The organism is Arthrobacter sp. Z1-9 (assembly GCF_054792695.1).
Genome location: NZ_CP096456.1, coordinates 1512368 through 1532696 on the forward strand (window position 1 = coordinate 1512368; position 20329 = coordinate 1532696).

Consider the following 20329-nt stretch of genomic DNA (forward strand, 5'->3'; position numbering starts at 1 on the left):
ATGAGCAAAATGCTCGCAATAAGCAGTATGCCAATCAATTGAGCCAAAGGCACGGCCGTGACGGCGGCCACTCTACAGTCTGTAGCACGCGTCACAACGCTGTGCCGCTGTTCACAAAGAAGGAGCCGGCCGTGCTGGTATTACTTGGATTCGCAATGATCGCGGTATTCATGGTGCTGATCATGACGAAGAAGTTGACGCCAGTGCTGGCGTTGATCATCGTCCCAACAGTTTTTGGACTTTTCGCGGGTGCCGGCCTTGGCATCGGCGACATGGTGATGGACTCGATGAAGGCCATGACCTCAACAGCAGCCCTGCTGATGTTCGCCATCATCTACTTCGGGCTGATGATCGACGTGGGGCTCTTTGACCCGCTGGTCCGGTTTATCCTGCGCAAGCTGGGCAACGACCCCGCCAAGGTAGTGCTGGGAACCGCAATCCTGGCGGCCGCCGTGTCCCTTGACGGCGACGGCTCCACCACGTTCATCCTCACCACCGCTGCCATGCTGCCGATCTACCTCCGGCTGAAGATGAGCCCCGTGGTCCTCACCTGCGTGGCCGGCCTGGCCAACGGCACCATGAACATCGTGCCGTGGGGCGGCCCCACCGCCCGCGCCGCCACCGCCCTGAAGATCGACGTCAACGACGTCTTTGTCCCGATGCTTCCCTCCCTCCTGGCCGGCATCGCCGTCGTCCTGGCCTTCGCCTGGCTGCTCGGCCTGCAGGAGCGCAACCGCCTCCGGGCCACCGCCCCGGAAATCTGGGGAGTGCCGGAGACCGCTGAAGCGTTCGACGGCGGCGCTCCCGCCGGCGGCCCGCGCAATGGTTCCGGCCGCGGTACCTCACCTGTTCCCGCAACGGGCGGCCCCGCCGTCGACGGTTCCTCGGTGGCACTGCTCGAACGCACCGAGGACCTGGTGGACGACAGCGACACTGCCATGGCTGACACCGCCCTCGACCCCAACCGCAAGACCCTGCGCCCCAAGCTGCAGTGGTTCAACCTGGGGCTCACCGTTGCCGTTATGGGCATGCTGATCGCCGACCTCGTGCCCCTGCCGTACGTCTTTATGGTGGGTTCCGCCATCGCACTGCTGGTGAACTTCCCCAACGTCAAGGACCAGGCCACCCAGATCGTGGCCCACGCGCCGTCGATCGTGGCCGTGGTCAGCATGGTGATGGCTGCCGCAGTCCTCACCGGCGTCCTCACCGGCACGGGCATGGTGGAAGCGATGTCCGCCTGGCTGGTACAGATCATCCCGACCTCCATGGGCCCGTTCCTGGCTGTCATCACCGGCGTCCTGAGCATCCCCATGACGTTCTTTATGAGCAACGACGCCTTCTACTTCGGTGTTCTCCCCGTCCTGAGCGAGACCGCCGGCCACTACGGCATCAGCGCCGCCGAGATGGCCCGTGCCTCCATCACCGGCCAGCCGTTCCACATGCAGAGCCCGCTGGTTCCGGCCATCCTGCTCCTGGTGTCGCTTGCCAAGGTTGACCTCGGCGACCACCACAAGAAAGTCCTGTGGCGCAGCGCCGTGGTTTCCCTGGTCATGCTGGGAATTGGCATGCTGACCGGAGCCATCGGAATCGGTTAGTCTGTAGCTGCCGTGCTGCTGCCCTTCGCGGGCGGTGACCGGTCTGAAGGTGCCCGTCTGACGCCCGCTGGGGGCCGTCAGACGGGCATCACCGTTTCCCCACTAGAATGGACCGGAAAATCAATTCAAACTTTGCAGGGGAGATCCATGGCTGCGATCAACCGTGACGACGTCGCGCATCTCGCGCGGCTCGCTCACATTGAGATGAGTGCCCAAGAGCTGGACAGGATGGCCGGAGAACTCGCCGTCATCGTTGAATCAGTCAAGTCCGTGAGCCAGGCTGCCGGCGACGATGTCCCGGCGACGTCCCACCCCATCCCGCTGAACAACGTGTTCCGCGAGGACGTTGTGGGACACACCTTCACCGCGGAACAGGCGCTCTCCGGCGCACCGGACTCCGACGAGAACCGTTTCAAGGTCCCGGCAATCCTGGATGAGGCATAAGCATGACTGACAACAACGAACTCATCCGCCTCTCCGCAGCCCGGCTGGCCGAAAAGCTGGCCGCCGGCGAGGTGACCTCAGTCGAGGTCACCCAGGCGTACCTGGACCGGATCGCTGCTGTTGACGGCGGGGAACGGGGCGTCAACGCGTTCCTGCACGTCAACGCCGAGGAAGCCCTCGCCGTCGCCGCCGAGGTGGACGCCATCCGTGCTGCAGGCGGTGCAGAGGCCGAAGCCCTGCACGTCCTGGCCGGCGTTCCCATCGCCGTCAAGGACCTCATTGTCACGGTGGGCCAGCCCACCACGGCAGGCTCCAAAATCCTGGAGGGCTGGCACAGCCCCTACGACGCCACGGTCGTGGAACGCCTGCGCGCCGCGAAGATGCCCATCCTGGGCAAGACCAACCTGGACGAGTTCGCGATGGGCTCCTCCACCGAACATTCTGCCTACGGGCCCACCCGCAACCCGTGGGACCTGGACCGGATCCCGGGCGGCTCCGGCGGCGGTTCCGCTGCCGCCGTCGCGGCTTTCGAAGCGCCCCTCGCCCTCGGCACGGACACCGGCGGGTCCATCCGCCAGCCCGGTGCAGTCACCGGAACCGTCGGCGTGAAGCCGACTTACGGCAGCGTGTCCCGCTACGGGGCCATCGCCATGGCGTCCTCGCTGGACCAGATCGGTCCGGTTTCGCGGACGGTCCTGGACTCAGCCCTCCTGCACGAAGTCATCGGCGGGCACGATCCCCGTGACTCCACCTCCCTTTCCGACCCGTTGGCCGACCTCGTGGCCGCAGCGAAAACGGGCAGCGTTGAGGGCATGCGGATCGGCATCATCAAGGAACTCCACGGCGAGGGCTACCAAGCCGGCGTCGAAAACCGCTTCAATGACTCCCTGGAGCTCCTCAAGGAGGCCGGCGCGGAAATCGTCGAGGTCTCGTGCCCCAACTTCCAGTACGCCCTGGGTGCCTACTACCTGATCATGCCTTCCGAGGCGTCCTCCAACCTCGCCAAGTTCGACGGCGTCCGGTACGGCCTGCGCGTCCTCCCCGAGGACGGGCCCATGACCATCGAGCGCGTTATGGGTGCCACCCGCGCCGCCGGCTTCGGGGACGAAGTGAAGCGCCGCATCATCCTGGGCACCTATGCACTGAGCGCCGGTTACTACGACGCCTACTATGGCTCCGCCCAGAAGGTGCGCACGCTGGTGCAGCGCGACTTCGACGCAGCCTTCACCGTGGCCGACGTCCTGATTTCCCCCACGGCGCCCACCACGGCCTTCCGCCTTGGCGAGAAGCTGGACGACCCCCTGGCCATGTACCTCAACGACGTCGCCACCATCCCGGCCAACCTGGCAGGTGTTCCGGGCCTGTCGCTGCCAGGCGGCCTTGCAGACGAGGACGGACTGCCCGTTGGCATCCAGCTGCTCGCCCCCGCCCGGGAGGACGCCCGCCTGTACCGGGTGGGCGCCGTCCTGGAGTCACTGCTGGAGGCCAAATGGGGAGGGCCGCTGCTGGCCCAGGCGCCGGAACTGGGCGAGCTCGTAGAAGCCAAGGAGGCAAAATAATGAACACTGACGCAATCCTGAGCTTCGAAGAGGCCATGGAGAAGTACGATCCCGTCCTGGGGTTCGAGGTCCACGTGGAGCTCAACACCAAGACCAAGATGTTCTCCTCCGCCCCGAACGTCTTCGGCGACGAGCCCAACACCAACGTCAATGAAGTTGACCTGGGCATGCCCGGCGTCCTGCCGGTGGTCAACAAGGCTGCGATCGAGTCCTCGATCAAGATCGGCCTCGCCCTCAACTGCAAGATCGCCGAGTCCTGCCGCTTCGCCCGGAAAAACTACTTCTACCCGGACACCCCCAAGAACTTCCAGACCTCCCAGTATGACGAACCCATCGCCTACGACGGCTACCTGGACATCGAACTGTCCGACGGCACCGTGTTCCGCGTGGAGATCGAACGCGCCCACATGGAGGAGGACGCCGGAAAGCTGACCCACATGGGCGGCGCTACCGGCCGTATCCAGGGCGCCGACTTCTCGCTGGTGGATTACAACCGTGCCGGTGTGCCGCTGGTGGAAATCGTCACCAAGCCCATCGAGGGCGCCGGTTCGCGTGCTCCGGAACTCGCCAAGGCGTACGTGGCCGCGGTGCGCGAAATCGTGAAGAACCTGGGTGTCTCCGACGCGAAGATGGAAAGGGGCAACGTCCGCTGCGACGCCAACGTCTCGCTCCGTCCGCACGGCCGTGAACGTTTTGGCATCCGCTCCGAAACCAAGAACGTGAACTCGCTGCGCGCCGTCGAACACGCCGTCCGCTACGAGATCCAGCGCCACGCCGCCGTCCTGGATGCCGGCGAGCCCGTCATCCAGGAGACCCGCCACTGGCACGAGGACACGCGCACCACCACGTCCGGCCGGGCTAAGTCCGACGCCGACGATTACCGCTACTTCCCGGAACCCGACCTGGTTCCCGTGGTCCCGTCGCGGGAGTGGGTGGAGGAACTCCGGGCCACCCTGCCCGAGCCGCCGGCCGCGCGCCGTAAGCGCCTGCAGGCCGACTGGGGCTACTCAGACCTCGAATTCCGCGACGTGGTGAACGCCGGCGTTATGGACGAGATCGAGGAAACCATTGCCGCCGGCGCCTCGGCTTCCGTTGCCCGCAAGTGGTGGATGGGTGAGATCGTCGGCCGCGCCAAGAATGCCGACGTCGACCCGGGCCAGCTTGGCGTCCAGCCCGCCACCATTGTGGAGCTGGCACGAATGGTGGAAGAAGGCAAGATCAACAACAAGATGGCTTCGGAGGTGCTGGACGGCGTCCTGGCCGGCGAAGGCAGCCCGGCGGAGATCGTGGAGAAGCGCGGACTGGCCGTGGTGTCCGACGACGGGCCGCTGCTCGAAGCGATCGACGCCGCCCTGGCCGCGCAGCCTGGTGTTGCGGACAAGATCCGTGGCGGCAAGGTCCAGGCCATCGGGGCCATTGTGGGCGGCGTGATGAAAGCCACCCGCGGCCAGGCTGACGCCGCCCGCGTCCGCGAGCTGATCCTGGAAAAACTGGGCGTCACCGTCTAGCCCCTTTCCGCCCACCCGGGTCGCAGCTAACGTCATGAAGTTCCGATTTCGTGACGCCTGCTGCGGCCCGGCTGTGTTTTAAGTAGTACTCACTTCCCAGATGCCGGGGAGTACTCGTGTGCGGCGGCGCACGCCGGCCCTACACTGAAGCTCCAGGGCGACCCTTTACGGGAAACAGGCCCTGCCGTCGCTGTGGGAGGTATGGGTATGTCGGGCCGGGAACCGTTAAAACTCCGCAAGGCCGCGCTTGCCGGGGCGGTGGCACTTGCCTTGACGGGCACCGGCGTCGCCATCGCCTGGGCCGCCGACCCGCCGTCGCCGTCGTCGTCATCGGCCCCGGCAAATTCGGAGAAGGCGCAGGGGCACAACAAGCCGGACAAGGCCCAGACGTCCGACAAGCCGGACAAGGCGGAGCGCCCGCAGCAGTTGCACGGGGAAAGCGTGGTCAAGAAGGCCGACGGAACATTCGCGACAGAGCTGGGCCAGCACGGCACGGTGGAGGCGGTCAGCGGTACCTCCATCACCGTCAAGAGCGAGGACGGCTACTCGCAGGCCTACACCGTCACCGCCGAAACGAAGATTGCGCAGGTACCGGCGGCGGACAGCACCCCGGGAACGGCCGACGGCGGCAAGCGGCCTAAGCCGGCAGCGGGGTCTATTGCGGACATCGCCACAGGTGAGGTTGTCCGGATTTCCGGGGTGAAAAACGGGGACCAGGTCACGGCGGAGCGGATCCTTGAAGGCGGCGACCGTTCGGGACCCGGGCCGGGGCGCGGCAACGGACACGGCCACGGCAAGGGCCACTCAAAGTAGGTAGCGGCAAGTGTCGTTTTGGACGCTCAAAACGGCACTTAGTGCTACCCAGTTGGGTTAGCCCTGCTCCACCAGCCCGGCCATGATGCCCTGCAGCGCCTCGGCGACGATCATCACCGAACGCCGCTTGAGGTTCTCAGGCCGCGCCAGCAGATCAATCCGGCGACGGGTGCTGATCCCCTCAAGGGGCCGCAGCACAATGTCCGGGTTGAGCACCGGTCCTGCCGTGTACCTCGGCAGCAGCCCCACTACTCCGCCGGCAGCCACCAGCGCCGCCACCGTCGAGTAGTCGTTGATCCGGTGCACGATATTCAGCTCGCGGCTGGAAACAGCGGCGACGGCGGATAGCACATCGGAGGGGGAGTATCCGGTGTGGCTGGTCACCCACGCCTCGCCGCCGACGTCGTCCGCCGTCACGGCCGCCTTCCCGGCGAGGCGGTGCCCTGCAGGCAATGCCACATCCAGGGGTTCGTGGGCGAGCGGAATCACCGTCACCCGCTCCGCGGGCCACCGCGGGCTGTGGTCCATCCGGTGGGCGAGGACCAGGTCGTAGCGTGCCGTCAAGGCGGGGAAGTCCTGCTGGGCCACGTCCTCGTCCGAGAGCTCAATCCGCGGCTGGCCCGGGGCGTCCAGGATCCTGGCCAGCGGAGCGAACACCGCCTGGCCCGCACTGTGGAACCCGCACAGCGTTACCCGGCCCGCGGCGGAACCATGGTAATTGCCGATGGCATCCCTGGCATCGGCCATCGCACTGACCACGGCGGCGCCGGCATCGGCCAGCACCTGGCCGGCCTCGGTGAGCACCAGGTTGCGGCCCTCCTTGCGGGTGAGGGGAACATCGACTTTCCGCTGCAGCAGGGCCAGCTGCTGGGAGACGGCGGAGGGGGTGACCATCAGGGTATCCGCCACTGCCTTGACGCTTCCCAGGGCGCCGAGTTCGCGCAGGATTTCGAGCTGGTGTATCTCCACCGGTCCAGTGTAAGCGTTAGCTTTCGCTACATCGTCGATTGAGAACTTCGCTGTTGTGCTAAAGCTTCTTCCTCGCTGTAATGAGGAGGGCAGGACCTGCCAACGACGCACAAGAGTAAGGAAGCCGATGAAGGCTTTGTACAAGGCCGGCGCACAGGCCGGCTTCGAGCTGGTGGACCGCCCGGAACCCGTGGCAGGCCCCGCCGACGTGAAGATCCGGGTGATGACCACCGGCATCTGCGGCACCGACCTTCACATCCAGTCGTGGGACTCCTGGGCGCAGGGGATCATTGAAGCTCCCCTCATTCCCGGCCACGAGTTCTACGGCGAAGTGGTCGACATCGGCGAAGATGTCCGCGACGTCAAAGTCGGCGACCGGGTCTCCGGCGAAGGCCACGTGGTCTGCGGGATTTGCCGGAACTGCCGCGCCGGCCGGCGCCAGATGTGCATCCACTCCGTCAGCGTGGGTGTGCAGCGGGATGGCGCATTCGCAGAGTATGTGGTGATCCCGGAAACGAACGTCTGGGTCCATCACGATCCGTCGGTCACCCCTGAACTCGGCGCCATCTTCGACCCCTTCGGCAATGCCGTGCACACGGCCCTCAGTTTCCCGTTGGTGGGGGAGGACGTGCTCATTACCGGTGCCGGCCCCATCGGACTGATGGCCATCGCCGTCGCCCGCCATGCCGGAGCACGCAAAATCGCCATCACCGACGTTTCCCAGCCCAGGCTGGACCTGGCCCGGCAGCTCGGCGCAGACCTTGCCATCGATGTCTCCACCACCCGCGTGCGGGAAGCCCAGCGGGAGCTGGGGATGCGCGAAGGTTTCGACATCGGAATGGAAATGTCCGGCCACCCCGCGGCCCTGCCGGAGATGATCGACAACATGAACCACGGCGGCCGGATCGCCATGCTGGGCCTGCCCAGCCAGGACATCACCATTGACTGGGGCAAGGTAGTGACCCACATGCTCACGCTCAAGGGCATCTACGGCCGGGAAATGTACGAAACCTGGTACGCGATGAGCGCCATGCTCTCGTCCAACCCCGTGTTGCACGCGGGCATCTCCGCCGTCGTCACCGATACGCTGCCTGCCGCCCAGTGGGAAAAAGGCTTCGACCTGGCCCGCAGCGGCACAGGCGGAAAAGTTGTCCTCGACTGGACCCAACTCTAAGGAACACCATGTACACCTCGATCAAGGACCAGCTGAGCACCGAGCTGGAGGACATCCGCACCGCGGGACTCTTTAAGACCGAACGCAGCATCAACTCGCCGCAGTCCAGCCACATCAGCGCCGGCCTTATCGGCCAGCAAGGTGCCACGGTGCTGAACTTCTGCGCCAACAACTACCTGGGCCTGGCGGACCACCCCGAAATCATCGGCGCAGCGAAGGGCGCCATGGACGAACGCGGCTTCGGCATGGCCAGCGTGCGCTTCATCTGTGGCACCCAGGACCTGCACCTGGAGCTCGAGGCCCGGGTCTCCCGGTTCCTCGGAACCGAGGACACCATCCTGTTCTCCAGCTGCTTCGACGCCAACGGCGGTGTCTTCGAATCCCTCTTCGGCCCGGAGGACGCCGTCATCTCCGACGCCCTGAACCACGCCTCCATCATCGATGGCATCCGCCTGTGCAAGGCACAGCGTTACCGGTACGCCAACCAGGACATGGCTGACCTCGAAGCCAAGCTCGTTGAGGCGAAGGATGCCCGCCGCAAGATCATCGTCACTGACGGGGTCTTCTCCATGGACGGGTTCCTGGCGCCGTTGGAGGCCATCTGCGACCTCGCCGAAAAGCACGACGCTTTGGTGATGGTGGACGACTCCCACGCGGTCGGCTTCATGGGCGCAACCGGCGCAGGCACGCCCGAACACGCAGGCGTGTCGCAGCGGGTGGACATCTATACCGGCACCTTCGGCAAGGCACTGGGCGGGGCATCAGGGGGATACGTCTCCGGCCGTGCGGAAGTGGTGGCCATGCTCCGGCAGAAGGCCCGGCCCTACCTCTTTTCCAACTCGCTGGCCCCGGCCATCGTCGCCGCCACCATCAAGGCATTGGACCTGGTGGAGAACTCGGCGGACCTGCGGCGCACGCTTTTTGACAACGCAGCCCTGTTCCGCCGCCGCATGGAGGAGGAGGGCTTCGACCTCCTCCCCGGCGAGCATGCCATCGTCCCGGTCATGTTCGGCGACGCCGTCCTGGCCGCGAGGGTGGCTGACCGGATGCTGCAGCACGGCGTCTTCGTCACCGCCTTCAGCTTCCCCGTGGTTCCACGCGGGGCGGCCAGGATCCGGGTGCAGCTTTCGGCCGCGCATTCAGAGGACGACGTCGAAGCGTGTGTGCGTGCCTTCGTCGCCAGCCGTGCGGAGGTGGCAGCCTGACGGCAGCCACCGCCAGTCCCTGACTCTGCAAGGATGGTGCCATGGCAGCACACTATGACGTCCTGATCGTCGGCGGCGGGATTGCCGGGCTTTCCCTGGCATCGGCGTTGGCAGGCAACTGCAGCGTGGCCTTGGTTGACGCTGAGCAGGAGTTGGCCTACCACACGTCCTCCCGCTCAGCCCGCCAGCTCATCCCCAGCTACGGCCCGCCCGTGGTCCAGGAACTGACGGTCCGCACCCTGGAACTGATCGCAGCCCGCGATGCCGGGTTGCCCGAACCAGTGCTCACGCCCCGCAGCTTCATGTTGATCGGGACTGAGGAGGCGGTGGCAGCGGAAGCCAGCGGCCACATGCGCTCCATCACCCCGGCAGAGGCACTGGAACTCTGCCCGGCATTGGTCCCGGACTCGTTCGCCGCCGCCGGACTGGACACGGGTTCCTTTGGCTGCAACGCACCCCTGCTGCTCGCGGACCACCGCCAGCGGGCACTGGCAGCCGGCGTGGACATCGTTACCGGTGCGCGGGTCCACTCGGCGCAGCGCCTTGGCTCCGGCTGGCAGGTGGGGGCCGGGATGGAGGCATTCGAGGCTGGCGTCCTGGTCAACGCGGCGGGTGCCTGGGCGGACGAACTGGCCGTGATCAGTGGAGTGGAGAAGCTCGGGCTGCAGCCGTACCGGCGCACCGCGGCGATTGCCGCCGTCGAGCGTCCCCTGCCGTCGCAAAGCCCCATGGTGGCGGCTGCGGACAACACGTTCTACTTCCGCCGCGAGGGTGACGACGTGCTGATCTCCCCGTCCGAATCGGTGCCGAGCGGACCGGAGGACGCCAAGCCACGTCCGGGTGACGTGGAGCGCCTGGTGGCCAGGCTCAACCAGCTGACTACACTGGGCATCACGGAAGTCCGCCGTGCCTGGACGGGTTTGCGGACCGCAGCGGCCGACGGCGTCCCCGTGGCCGGCTTCGATGCCGAGGCCCCCGGCTTCTACTGGCTCGCCGGCCAGGGCGGCTATGGCTTCCAGACATCGTCTGCCATGGCAGAGCTCGCGGCCGGGCAAATCCTCGCCGGCCTCGAGTCCGCCGGCAACCCGGCGCAGGCGGCAGACGGTCCGGCATCCCGGACAGCTGGGGCGCTTGCGGCCACCCGATGGTCAGTCCGGCGCTGAAGAATGGTCCTATGAGTACGCTGATCACCAATATCGCCGAGCTGATGACGCAGGACCTGGAGCACCGGGTCCTGAAGGACGCCGCAGTGGTAATCGAAGGTGAACGGATTTCGTGGATCGGCGCAGCCGCAGATGCTCCAGCCGCCGATGACGCGGTGGACGCCGGCGGCAGGGCCATGCTTCCGGGCTGGGTGGACTCCCATACGCACCTGCTGTTCGCCGGTGACCGGACGGCCGAGTTTGAAGCGCGGATGGCGGGGGAGTCGTACTCCGCCGGAGGCATCGCCGTCACCATGAACGCCACCCGCGCCACATCCGATTTCGACCTCACCCGCCTGGCGCTGTCCCGCGTTGACGAAGCCGTTTCGCAGGGAACCACCTACATCGAGACGAAAACCGGCTACGGCCTTGACCTTGAGAACGAGGTCCGGAGCGCCCGCATCGCCTCCACCGTGGCGGACCAGGTCACCTACCTTGGTGCGCACCTGGTCCCTGCCGGACAGGATGCGGACGAGTACACCGACCTCGTGTGCGGCCCAATGCTCTCCGCCGTCCGGCCCTATGTGCAGTGGGCCGACGTATTTTGCGAGGAGGGGGCCTTCACCGCTGAACAATCACGGCGGGTCCTGCTGGCCTGCCGTGACGCAGGCCTGGGGCTGCGCGTCCACGGAAACCAGCTGGGTGAAGGCCCGGGGGTGCAGCTCGCCGTCGAACTTGGAGCCGCAAGTGTGGACCACGTGAATTACCTCGCGGATAAGGATGTTGACGCCCTGGCCGGAACCTGGAGTGGGTGGGATGCCGCTTCCGGAACCGGTGCGACGGGCACTGTGGCAACCTGCCTGCCCGCCTGCGATCTTTCAACCCGCCAGCCCCTTGCCCCCGCCAGAGCGCTGCTGGACGCCGGCGTCCAGGTGGCGCTGGCCTCCAACTCCAATCCGGGCACGTCCTACACCAGCTCGATGGCGTTCTGCGTCACCACCGCGGTGCTGCAGATGGGCCTCAGCGTCCACGAAGCCGTGCGGGCCGCGACCTACGGCGGCGCCCTTGCACTGCACAAAGACAAGGGAAACGACGCCGACGGCGAACGCGCGGTGGGTTCGATCGCCGTCGGACACCGGGCGGATCTTCACCTGCTCAATGCACCGTCGGCGACGCACCTTGCGTACCGTCCCGGCATGCCGCTGACGTACGCTGTATGGCGGGCTGGCAAGAGGGCAAGGTGAGATTGCCCCGACAAACTGACGTTAGATGATCGTTAGGCTTCTGTTATGATCAGAAAGCGTCATCGAAGCCGGTGGCGGGAGTAGCTGGAGGCCCTTGCATGACCCGCACTGACCGATTGACGGCCATACTCGATCTCCTGGCCAGGACCGGCCAGGTGGAGGTCGAAGAGATCGTCAGCACCCTCAACGTTTCCCCGGCCACCGCCCGGCGCGACCTGGACAGCCTGGCGAAGCGCCGGCTGCTCACCAGGACCCGGGGCGGTGCCACAACGGGTGCGTTGGCCTACGACCTGCCGGGCCGGTACAACCGCGACGATCACGCCGAGGCGAAGGAGCAGATTGCCCAGGCGGCCTCGGCGCTGATTGCCCCCGGCGCCGTGATCGGGCTTTGCGGCGGTACCACCAGCACCGCGCTGGCGCAGATTCTGGCCACCCGCGAGGATCTCAACGCACCTTCCAACCAGCCCACGCTCACGGTAGTTACCAACGCCATCAATATCGCCGGGCAGTTGGCGGTCCGGCCCAACATCAAAGTCATGGTTACCGGTGGGATCCTTAATCCGCGGTCCTACGAACTGGTGGGGCCCTACACGGACATCATCATGCAGAAGGTGGTGCTGGACATCGCCTTTATCGGCGTCAACGGCATCGACCCCGACGTCGGGCCTACCAACACGGGGGAGGGGGAGGCGTCCGTCAATGCCTTGCTTGCCAGCAGGGCACGTGTCTCCTATGTGCTGGCTGACTCGTCCAAAGTTGGGGTGCGCGCTTTTGCCACCATGGACGGCTACAAGTTCACCCGCCTGATCACGGATGCGGGAATCTCGGCGCGCGACAAGGCGGCCTTCGAGGCCAACGGCACGGAAGTAATCGTCGCCGCAGGCTAATCAGGCCGGATCCAGAAACTGCAGGCAAGATGGGTACATGCTGGTTCCCTCCCGCCGTCGCCTGCGGATAGAAGTCTGGATCGTTTTGGGCCTGTCCTTGGGCCAGTCTGCCGTGTACTCGGTGGTGCAGCTCCTGGACAAGATGACACGAGCGCCCCTGGCAGAGGGCACCTCCACCCTGAACCGGTCGCAGAGTACCCGCGAGTACTTCGACCTGACGTACCAGCTGCTGGACATCATCTTTGCGCTGGTGCCGGTGCTGCTGGTGATCTACTTCCTCACTGACCAGCGGCAGGCCTCCTCCGGCGACGGCAGCAGCGCGGGTTCGGCTTTCCGCAAGCTCGGATTCAACTTCGAGCGGCCTGGGCCGGACATGCTTCAGGGGCTGGGGCTGGCCGCGCTGATTGGGATCCCGTCCCTTGGCCTTTATGCGGCGGGCAGGGCTCTCGGAATTACTACGGCCGTCATTCCCAGCGCCCTGGACGCGTACTGGTGGACGGTGCCGGTGCTGATCCTGTCCGCAATGCGCCATGCGGTGGTGGAGGAAGTCATTGTGGTGGGGTACCTGCTGAACCGCTTCGGGAAGTTCGGCTGGAGCGTACCGCTGTCCATCATGGTGAGCTCGCTGCTCCGGGGCACCTACCACCTGTACCAAGGGTTCGGCCCCTTCATCGGTAACGTGGTAATGGGCATCGTTTTTGCGTGGCTGTACACCCGCACCCGGCGCGTTATGCCCCTGGTGATTGCCCACGCACTGCTGGACATCGTGGCGTTTGTCGGTTTCAGCCTGTTCGGCAAGGCCGTGGGGCTGGGGTAAGGCGGCCAGCTCACCAGGCAAGGCTGACCCGGCCCAGTGGGTCATCGGGTGGGGGCCACAGTTCCAGGAGGTCATCGAAGGCGCGGATGCTTTCCGGCACGGCAGAATTTGGCCAGTGTGGTGGTTCCCAGTCCTGGTGTTCGCTTTTGTAGTGCCTCCCGGTGGGTGAGGTCCAGCCGGGTGGTTCGGTTGTGGTGGCGGGGGTGGGTTTCCAGCCGCTGGTGTGCCGGAGTTTGTGGTGTTTTCGGCAGGGCTGGCCGAGGTTGCTGATGCCGGTGGTGCCGCCGTTGTGCCAAGCGAGGATGTGGTCTGCTTCGTTGTCCAGGGAGGGGTTGTTGCAGCCAGGGAACGGGCATTTGCCGTCCCGCAAGCTGAGCCAGTTCCGCATGGCCTTCGTGAGCCGGTAGTTGGTGCGGCCGATCTCCAGCGGTGCCCCGTCCCGCGGATCCACCAGCACCCGGTAGAACGAGCCTGCACCCTTGGCAACGAGGTCCCGTGCCATCGACGCCGGGATCGGGCCGTAGCCGTCCAGCATCGCCGGCTCATCAGTCAGGCCCATCAGGGAGAACACCGGCACGGTGACCAGCACCTGGGCCCGGGGTGAGGGTATCCCGGTGGTCGTGCCGCCCAGGAGCCAGCCCGCAGCGACATCTGCCCGGAGCTGGGAGAGGGTGCGGGATTCCTCCGGTCCCTGCATGTCCCGGGAGATGTCGGTGAGCCGGTCCCAGATCGCGGACGCCTGATCCGCGGGCAGGCACGCGGCGATCCAGGCCGTCCCGTCGTTGTCCGGCCAGTATTCGACCCGCCGGTCCGCCACACCCTTGGCGTGCCGTTTCTCCAGGCTTTCCGGGTGGTGGCGTTCCCGCCACCCCCTGGCCTTGGCCTTGAACCGGTACGCCGGCATCTCCCCTACCGGGCACCGCCGGGCCGCACCAGGGGCCTCCGGGTCCAGGAAGTGCGCCTCCAAAGCCGCCGCCCCGGCAGGGTCAAGGCCCACGGTCTGATCCACCATGGTTCGGGCGTGCGCCCAGGAAATCGTGCCTGACTGCAGTGCCGCCAGGGTCCTCGGCAGGGACGTGGTGAGGGTATGGGAGTCAGCGAGCAGGGCACCGGCGGCCCGGTCACCGATCGCCAGCACACACCCGACCTCGGCGACCAGGCTCCGGTCCTGCGCCGTCGCCTCATACGGTGACGAAGCCGGCGGATTCAGCACTTTCGTGGCCCCGGCAAACACCGCCACCGCCTCCGCCTTCACGGCCGCCAGTTTCGCTTCGGACCGGGCCACCGCGGCAAGAACATGCAAAGCCCGATCAGCAACCCGCTGCAACGGATCAGCATCAAACCCCACCCCAGCGCCAGCAACCCCGACAGCCTCAGGAATGCCCGCGGCATCGGGTCCGCCAGTGGCACCGGAAACAGCTGTATCGCTGCCAGCCAGCGCCGCCATGAATGCAGCGACAGCAGCGACAAGGGCTTCCTCCGCCTGCGCCACTGCCGGGTTCGTTTCCATACCTCCATCATGGCGATGGGGTACGACAATTTGCGGTAGCCCTCCAATAGCTGGCAAGGGGGGCCTACTGTCGACTCAGCATCCAGGTTCCACCGGCCCTACCAATGTCGCCACGACATGGATTCGGCCGCCATCGGCAGGTGACGCCGTTGTCACAAGCTGATGGCGGCCGAAGTTTAGAAGGGCAGTCTGCCCAAGCCGAGGCCCGGGCAGAAGCGCCCGGGCCTATGAACGAGGATCAGATCGTGACAGCTCCGCTGGAGGTCTCGAATGTCACCGAAAGGATTCCGGGGGTCCCGTGTGGTGCCACCCATTCCACGGCAACGTCTTCGAGCGGCTTTTCCACCGGCTCGCCCAGCCATTCGGTCACCCGTGCTGCCGAGCCGGCAATGGTCAGGCAGCTCATCTTGACGTTGCTTTCATAGGCGTTGGACGGGTGCAGCGACGGGTCGCCCTCCCACTTGAGCATGTACGGAACCTGCGGGTCCGCAATCAGACCCAGGATGCCAATCTGTTTCCAGACGAGTTCGCGGCCGTCAGGAAACTTGCGGTTTCCGTTGACAGCGGAGCGTCCGAGGCGTTCTTCAAAGGGGACCAGGTCGTCAACCTCGACGCACCAGCCCATCCAGCCGCCGCCCGCCGCAGACCGTGCACGCACTGCCTGGCCGAAAGGAGCCTTGTCCGACGCCGGGTGGTCCAGGACCTCAACGACTTCGAGGTACTTGTGCCCCGCAAGCGGGATGATCATATTCCGGGTTCCGAACCGCGGGTGTACCCCGCCCTTTACTGCCTCAACGCCGAGGGCAGAGGAAATACGTTCGGTGGTGGCAGCCAGGCCATCGTGTTCACAGGCGTAAGAGACGTGATCCATGCGCATGGCAACATCTTGGCACTTTGTGATCGGGCTCTCAGCTAAGGGTAGCCTTACTGGGATCTGTGTTGCGAAGCGGCATTAATCCAGGGTCCGCTGCCGGCGGCCGCAAGGACTATGTTCGTCACAATCCTGTCCAGCCTCGCATGCCTGTTCCTACACTGAGCTCAGGTCATGAGTGCCAGCGCCAAGCCCCGGCTCGCTGGCCGGCAACCCTCCATCCGCGGTGGGGTGCCCCGGGTGAGGACCTGGCTGTCCGGCAATGGCCGGATGGCAAGCGCGGCCCGCGGTGCGTCGAGCATGCCGGGCCCATGTCAAAGGAGCCTTAGTTGTCCAACGGATGGTCTTTCGAAACCCGCCAGATCCACGCAGGGCAGGAGCCGGACGCTGCCACGGGTGCCCGTGCGCTCCCCATTTACCAAACCACGTCCTTTGTGTTCCCCAGCGCCGAGAGCGCAGCGAACCGGTTTGCCCTTGCTGAGCTGGCGCCCATCTACACCCGGATCGGCAACCCCACCCAGGAAGCTGTGGAACAGCGGATCGCCAGCCTCGAAGGCGGTTTGGGAGCGCTGTTGCTCAGCTCAGGCCAGGCCGCTGAAACTTTTGCAGTCCTGAACGTCGCCGAGTCGGGGGACCACATTGTGGCCAGCCCCAGCCTGTACGGCGGCACCTACAACCTCTTCGCCCACACGCTGAAGAAGTTCGGCATTTCCGTCACATTTGTGGCGGACCCGGACAACCTGGACCAGTGGCGTGCCGCGGTGCAGCCCAACACCAAGCTGTTCTTTGGCGAGGTGGTCTCCAACCCGCGGCAGGACGTCCTGGACATCGAAGGCGTCTCCCACGTTGCGCATGAGGCCGGAGTTCCCCTGATTGTGGACAACACCCTGTCCACCCCGTACCTGATCCGGCCGCTGGAATGGGGCGCGGATATTGTGGTGCACTCGGCCACCAAATATCTGGGCGGACATGGTTCTGCCATCGCCGGCGTGATCGTGGACTCCGGAAAGTTCGACTTCGGCAAGGACCCCGCGAAGTTCCCCGGCTTCAACACGCCGGACCCCACCTACAACGGCCTGGTGTATGCCCGGGACCTCGGCGCCGAGGGTGCCCTGGGCGCCAACCTGTCCTACATCCTGAAGGCCCGGGTGCAGTTGCTGCGCGACCTTGGCTCAGCCGTATCGCCCTTCAACGCCTTCCTCATCGCCCAGGGACTGGAGACGCTGAGCCTGCGGGTGGAACGCCACGTCGCCAACGCGCTGGAAGTTGCGCGGTGGCTGGAGGCAAGGGACGACGTCGAATCCGTCGCCTACGCCGGGCTGCCCTCCAGCCCGTGGTACGAGCGCGGCCGCAAGTACGGCCCCAAGGGCACCGGTGCCATCGTGTCCTTCAACCTTGCCGGCGGCGCGGAGGCGGGCAAGCGCTTCGTGGACGCACTGGAGCTGCACTCCCACGTGGCAAACATCGGTGACGTCCGTTCCCTGGTGATCCATCCGGCGTCGACCACCCACAGCCAGCTCTCGCCGGAGCAGCAGGTTCTTGCAGGCGTGAACCCTGGCCTGGTGCGGCTTTCGGTAGGAATCGAGCATATTGACGACATCCTGGCTGACCTTGAAGCCGGCTTCCGGGCGGCCAAGGAGGCCACCGGCGCCTAACCGAACCCATGGCAGCAGCGTGGCAGCGGGCCGGGGAAGTCACAACCAGTCACACTCTTGGCGGCAGGCAGGGCCTGTTTCGTACACTCGAACCAGGTCATGAGTGCCAGTGACAGCCCCGGCTTGCTGGCCGGCAACCCTCCTTCCGCGGTGGGGTGCCCCGGGTGAAGACCTGGCCTGCCGGTCATTCGACGGCGGGCAAGCGCGTAGAAGAGGTCTTGCCATGACGGTTACCGTCACCCGTACCACTGTCCCCGAACACGGGATTGTCCGCTATGCCTCCATCGGGGGGCTGAAGCTGGAAGCCGGCGGATACCTGCCGGACGTCACGCTGGCCTATGAAACCTGGGGCACCCTCAACGATGACGCCAGCAACGCCGTCCTGATCGAACATGCACTGACCGGCAGCACCCACGTAACCCGCGGCGACACAGAGGAACCCGGCTGGTGGGAACAACTCGCCGGGCCGGGTGCCCCGGTGGACACCAACCGTTTCTTCGTGGTGTCCATCAACATCGTGGGCGGCTGCTACGGGTCCACCGGTCCGTCGTCGCCGGCTCCGGACGGAACGCCCTGGGGCTCGCGCTTTCCGCTGGTGACCCTGCGGGACAGCACGGTGGCAGAGGCCCGGCTGGCCGACCAGTTGGGAATCGGGAGCTGGTTTGCCGTGCTGGGCGGCTCGATGGGCGGGGCCCGCGCGCTGGAATGGGCCGTTACGTACCCGGAGAGGGTGCAGCGCTGTGCTGTGATCTCCGTGGGCGCCGCGAGTACGGCCGAGCAGATCGCCTTTGCCCAGGCACAAACCCTGGCCATTCGGCAGGACGCCAACTTCAACGGCGGTGACTACTACAACGGACCCGCCCCCGAGGAAGGCCTGGCCCTGGCCCGGCGCATCGCCCACATCACGTACCGCTCCCCGGTTGAGCTGGACGGACGGTTCGGGCGCGCGCCGCAGTCGCCCGAATCGCCGCTGCAGGGCGAGCAGCTCTCAGCCCGCGGACGCTACCAGGTGGAGAGTTACCTGGACCATCAGGGCACCAAACTGGTCCAGCGCTTCGACGCCAACAGCTATATCGCCATCACCGAGGCGCTCATGAGCCACGACATCTGCCGAGGACGCGGGCCGCTCGCCCAGACCCTGTCCAGTGCCAACGCGCGCTTTTTTGTCGCCGCTGTGGACTCGGACCGGCTCTACTTTCCGTCCCAGTCCCGGGAGCTGGCACGGGCACTCCCCGGAGAAGTGGACGTCCACCTCATCGAGGCGCCCATCGGCCATGACGGGTTCCTCACCGAAATCGGGCAGCTGGGATCGCAGCTCCGGCAGCACCTTTCGGCATAACGCACGCAGCAAAAGGCAACATATGTGCATTAACGCAGATGGGCTCTGCATGATTCGCCGTTGAGCTGGGCGTACAAGCAGACCATACTCAATGGGACCCGGCGGTTCGTGGCCAAAATCACGCGTATCCGCCACAGCCTGTCCCAGTGGTGTCGAAGAGGATGCCGAAGGAGTTCACTAAATGAGTACGGAAAGCTCCGCCGCACGGCGGCCAGAGGAAACCGACGTCAAGGCCTCAGGCCTGAAGAAAGTCGTTACGGCCTCCATGGCCGGCACCGTTGTTGAGTGGTACGAGTTTTTCCTCTATGCCTCCGCCGCCACCCTGGTGTTCGGCAAAATGTTCTTCCCCAATTCAGGGACTGAACTGGATGGCATCATCGCTGCCTTCGTCACCTACGCCGTAGGTTTCGTGGCCCGCCCCATCGGCGGCATTGTCTTTGGCCACTTCGGTGACAAGTTCGGCCGCAAGCAGTTGCTGCAGCTGAGCATCATCCTGGTGGGCGTTGCCACCTTCCTGATGGGATGCCTGCCCACGTTCGCCCAGATCGGCTACTGGGCTCCGGCCCTCCTGGTGTTCCTGCGCTTCGTGCAGGGCTTCGCTGTCGGCGGTGAATGGGGCGGCGCCGTGCTGCTGGTTGCCGAGCACAGCCCCAACAAGTCCCGCGGGTTCTGGTCCAGCTGGCCACAATCAGCGGTTCCGATGGGCAACCTCCTGGCCACCGGCGTGCTGTTCACCCTTTCGGCCACGCTCTCCCCGGAGGCATTCCTCAGCTGGGGCTGGCGTGTCGCCTTCTGGCTCTCCGCCGTGATCGTGATCGTTGGCTACTACATCCGCACCAAGGTCCAGGATGCGCCGATCTTCATCGAAGCCCGCAAGGAAGTCACGGTGGAGAAGAAGGGCTACGGTGTTGCCGAAGTCTTCCGCCGCTACCCGCGCGGTGTCTTTACCGCCATGGGCCTGCGTTTTGCCGAGAACATCCTGTACTACCTCGTGGTGACGTTCTCCATCACCTACCTGAAGATCATCGTTCAGACCGACACCTCCCGCATCCTCCTGCTTCTGCTCGTGGCGCACTTCATTCACTTCTGCGCCGTCCCGCTCGTCGGCAAGATGTCGGACGCGTTCGGCCGCCGGCCGGTCTACATGGCCGGCGCGATCCTCGGCGGCACCTGGGGCTTCTTCGCCTTCCCCATGATGGACACCGGCAATGACTTCGTCATCCTGGCCGCCATCACCATCGGCCTGCTGTTCCACGCGCTGATGTACGCGGGGCAGCCGTCCATCATGGCCGAGATGTTCCCCACCCGGATGCGGTACTCCGGCGTTTCCCTGGGGTACCAGGTGACGTCTATCGTCGCCGGTTCGCTGGCACCCATCATCGCCACCTCACTGCTGGGGACCTTCAAGTCCTCCACTCCGGTGGCGCTGTACCTGCTGGGAGCCTGCATCGTGACCGCAATCTCCGTGTTCTTCCTCAGGGAGACCCGCGGCATCTCGCTGCACGATGTGGACGCAGCCGACGCCCAGGGCACTGCCGACCTGCTCGCGGCCGGCAAGAAATAATCCTCGGCACCACCAATGCCGAAATAGCACCGA

At 65.6% G+C, this 20329-nt stretch carries 17 protein-coding genes and 2 riboswitches; of the genes, 14 read left to right on the forward strand and 3 right to left on the reverse strand.

Annotated elements, in window-relative coordinates; translation table 11 throughout:
- The first annotated feature begins 131 nt into the window (after window positions 1-131).
- The 5 genes from M1D93_RS06895 (at window position 132) to M1D93_RS06915 (ending at window position 5919) form a co-directional block, all read left to right on the forward strand.
- Window positions 132-1595, forward strand: a complete 1464-nt coding sequence (locus M1D93_RS06895; RefSeq protein WP_461174397.1) for a CitMHS family transporter — start codon at window positions 132-134, stop codon at window positions 1593-1595.
- A gap of 147 nt (window positions 1596-1742) precedes the next feature.
- Window positions 1743-2039 carry an Asp-tRNA(Asn)/Glu-tRNA(Gln) amidotransferase subunit GatC gene (gene gatC / locus M1D93_RS06900; RefSeq protein ID WP_461174398.1) on the forward strand — a complete coding sequence of 99 codons (297 nt, stop codon included), beginning with the start codon at window positions 1743-1745 and terminating at the stop codon, window positions 2037-2039.
- Window positions 2040-2041: 2 nt separating this feature from the next.
- On the forward strand, window positions 2042-3598 hold the full coding sequence (gene gatA, locus M1D93_RS06905) for an Asp-tRNA(Asn)/Glu-tRNA(Gln) amidotransferase subunit GatA (RefSeq protein WP_461174399.1): 1557 nt from the start codon (window positions 2042-2044) through the stop codon (window positions 3596-3598).
- The gene (gene gatB / locus M1D93_RS06910; RefSeq protein WP_461174400.1) at window positions 3598-5106 is read left to right on the forward strand and encodes an Asp-tRNA(Asn)/Glu-tRNA(Gln) amidotransferase subunit GatB; all 1509 of its coding nucleotides are present in this window, start codon (window positions 3598-3600) and stop codon (window positions 5104-5106) included. Before gatA ends, gatB begins: the two co-directional genes overlap by 1 nt.
- Before the next feature lie 207 nt (window positions 5107-5313).
- Entirely contained in the window at window positions 5314-5919 is a 606-nt protein-coding gene (locus tag M1D93_RS06915) for a DUF5666 domain-containing protein (RefSeq protein ID WP_461174401.1), read from the forward strand.
- A gap of 57 nt (window positions 5920-5976) precedes the next feature.
- Here M1D93_RS06915 and M1D93_RS06920 read toward each other — a convergent pair whose 3' ends face one another.
- Window positions 5977-6888 carry a LysR family transcriptional regulator gene (locus tag M1D93_RS06920; RefSeq protein WP_461174402.1) on the reverse strand — a complete coding sequence of 304 codons (912 nt, stop codon included), beginning with the start codon at window positions 6886-6888 and terminating at the stop codon, window positions 5977-5979.
- Between the two features lie 127 nt (window positions 6889-7015).
- On the opposite strand from M1D93_RS06920, the gene tdh reads away from it, so the two are divergent.
- The 6 genes from tdh (at window position 7016) to M1D93_RS06950 (ending at window position 13357) form a co-directional block, all read left to right on the forward strand.
- Complete coding sequence (tdh, locus tag M1D93_RS06925; RefSeq protein ID WP_461174403.1) at window positions 7016-8062, forward strand: L-threonine 3-dehydrogenase; 1047 nt, start codon at window positions 7016-7018, stop codon at window positions 8060-8062.
- An 8-nt stretch (window positions 8063-8070) separates the two neighbouring features.
- Window positions 8071-9267: a glycine C-acetyltransferase gene (locus tag M1D93_RS06930; protein WP_461174404.1), complete on the forward strand. Its 1197-nt coding sequence runs from the start codon at window positions 8071-8073 to the stop codon at window positions 9265-9267.
- Between the two features lie 41 nt (window positions 9268-9308).
- Complete coding sequence (locus M1D93_RS06935) at window positions 9309-10430, forward strand: NAD(P)/FAD-dependent oxidoreductase (protein ID WP_461174405.1); 1122 nt, start codon at window positions 9309-9311, stop codon at window positions 10428-10430.
- Between the two features lie 11 nt (window positions 10431-10441).
- Complete coding sequence (gene hutI, locus M1D93_RS06940) at window positions 10442-11653, forward strand: imidazolonepropionase (RefSeq protein WP_461174406.1); 1212 nt, start codon at window positions 10442-10444, stop codon at window positions 11651-11653.
- Window positions 11654-11751: 98 nt separating this feature from the next.
- Window positions 11752-12540, forward strand: coding sequence for a DeoR/GlpR family DNA-binding transcription regulator (locus M1D93_RS06945; RefSeq protein WP_461174407.1), 789 nt, complete (start codon window positions 11752-11754; stop codon window positions 12538-12540).
- A 37-nt stretch (window positions 12541-12577) separates the two neighbouring features.
- On the forward strand, window positions 12578-13357 hold the full coding sequence (locus M1D93_RS06950; RefSeq protein WP_461174408.1) for a CPBP family intramembrane glutamic endopeptidase: 780 nt from the start codon (window positions 12578-12580) through the stop codon (window positions 13355-13357).
- A 10-nt stretch (window positions 13358-13367) separates the two neighbouring features.
- Here M1D93_RS06950 and M1D93_RS06955 read toward each other — a convergent pair whose 3' ends face one another.
- A complete protein-coding gene (locus M1D93_RS06955) occupies window positions 13368-14867 on the reverse strand; it encodes an HNH endonuclease signature motif containing protein (RefSeq protein ID WP_461174409.1) in 1500 nt (499 codons plus the stop codon).
- Window positions 14868-15105: 238 nt separating this feature from the next.
- Window positions 15106-15744 (reverse strand): VOC family protein, encoded by a 639-nt coding sequence (locus M1D93_RS06960; protein WP_461174410.1) that lies wholly within the window; start codon window positions 15742-15744, stop codon window positions 15106-15108.
- Window positions 15745-15908: 164 nt separating this feature from the next.
- A riboswitch (SAM riboswitch) is annotated at window positions 15909-16024 on the forward strand.
- A 43-nt stretch (window positions 16025-16067) separates the two neighbouring features.
- Between M1D93_RS06960 and M1D93_RS06965 the strand changes: the two genes are divergently transcribed.
- The 3 genes from M1D93_RS06965 to M1D93_RS06975 all read left to right on the forward strand — a co-directional run bounded on the left by M1D93_RS06965 (window position 16068) and on the right by M1D93_RS06975 (window position 20296).
- The gene (locus tag M1D93_RS06965) at window positions 16068-17393 is read left to right on the forward strand and encodes a bifunctional o-acetylhomoserine/o-acetylserine sulfhydrylase (RefSeq protein WP_461174411.1); all 1326 of its coding nucleotides are present in this window, start codon (window positions 16068-16070) and stop codon (window positions 17391-17393) included.
- 95 nt (window positions 17394-17488) lie between these two features.
- A riboswitch (SAM riboswitch) is annotated at window positions 17489-17604 on the forward strand.
- 12 nt (window positions 17605-17616) lie between these two features.
- Window positions 17617-18732, forward strand: coding sequence for a homoserine O-acetyltransferase MetX (metX, locus tag M1D93_RS06970; RefSeq protein ID WP_461174412.1), 1116 nt, complete (start codon window positions 17617-17619; stop codon window positions 18730-18732).
- 181 nt (window positions 18733-18913) lie between these two features.
- Window positions 18914-20296 carry an MFS transporter gene (locus M1D93_RS06975; protein ID WP_461174413.1) on the forward strand — a complete coding sequence of 461 codons (1383 nt, stop codon included), beginning with the start codon at window positions 18914-18916 and terminating at the stop codon, window positions 20294-20296.
- Window positions 20297-20329 lie beyond the last annotated feature (33 nt).

What these genes read in the sequence shown, in the direction of transcription:
- gatC (WP_461174398.1), top strand. Translation starts at nt 1,743, where the DNA reads ATGGCTGCGATCAACCGTGACGACGTCGCGCATCTCGCGCGGCTCGCT.
- gatA (WP_461174399.1), top strand. Translation starts at nt 2,042, where the DNA reads ATGACTGACAACAACGAACTCATCCGCCTCTCCGCAGCCCGGCTGGCC.
- gatB (WP_461174400.1), top strand. Translation starts at nt 3,598, where the DNA reads ATGAACACTGACGCAATCCTGAGCTTCGAAGAGGCCATGGAGAAGTAC.
- M1D93_RS06915 (WP_461174401.1), top strand. Translation starts at nt 5,314, where the DNA reads ATGTCGGGCCGGGAACCGTTAAAACTCCGCAAGGCCGCGCTTGCCGGG.
- tdh (WP_461174403.1), top strand. Translation starts at nt 7,016, where the DNA reads ATGAAGGCTTTGTACAAGGCCGGCGCACAGGCCGGCTTCGAGCTGGTG.
- M1D93_RS06930 (WP_461174404.1), top strand. Translation starts at nt 8,071, where the DNA reads ATGTACACCTCGATCAAGGACCAGCTGAGCACCGAGCTGGAGGACATC.
- M1D93_RS06935 (WP_461174405.1), top strand. Translation starts at nt 9,309, where the DNA reads ATGGCAGCACACTATGACGTCCTGATCGTCGGCGGCGGGATTGCCGGG.
- hutI (WP_461174406.1), top strand. Translation starts at nt 10,442, where the DNA reads ATGAGTACGCTGATCACCAATATCGCCGAGCTGATGACGCAGGACCTG.
- M1D93_RS06945 (WP_461174407.1), top strand. Translation starts at nt 11,752, where the DNA reads ATGACCCGCACTGACCGATTGACGGCCATACTCGATCTCCTGGCCAGG.
- M1D93_RS06950 (WP_461174408.1), top strand. Translation starts at nt 12,578, where the DNA reads ATGCTGGTTCCCTCCCGCCGTCGCCTGCGGATAGAAGTCTGGATCGTT.
- M1D93_RS06955 (WP_461174409.1), bottom strand. Translation starts at nt 14,867, where the DNA reads ATGGAAACGAACCCGGCAGTGGCGCAGGCGGAGGAAGCCCTTGTCGCT.
- M1D93_RS06960 (WP_461174410.1), bottom strand. Translation starts at nt 15,744, where the DNA reads ATGCGCATGGATCACGTCTCTTACGCCTGTGAACACGATGGCCTGGCT.
- metX (WP_461174412.1), top strand. Translation starts at nt 17,617, where the DNA reads ATGACGGTTACCGTCACCCGTACCACTGTCCCCGAACACGGGATTGTC.
- M1D93_RS06975 (WP_461174413.1), top strand. Translation starts at nt 18,914, where the DNA reads ATGAGTACGGAAAGCTCCGCCGCACGGCGGCCAGAGGAAACCGACGTC.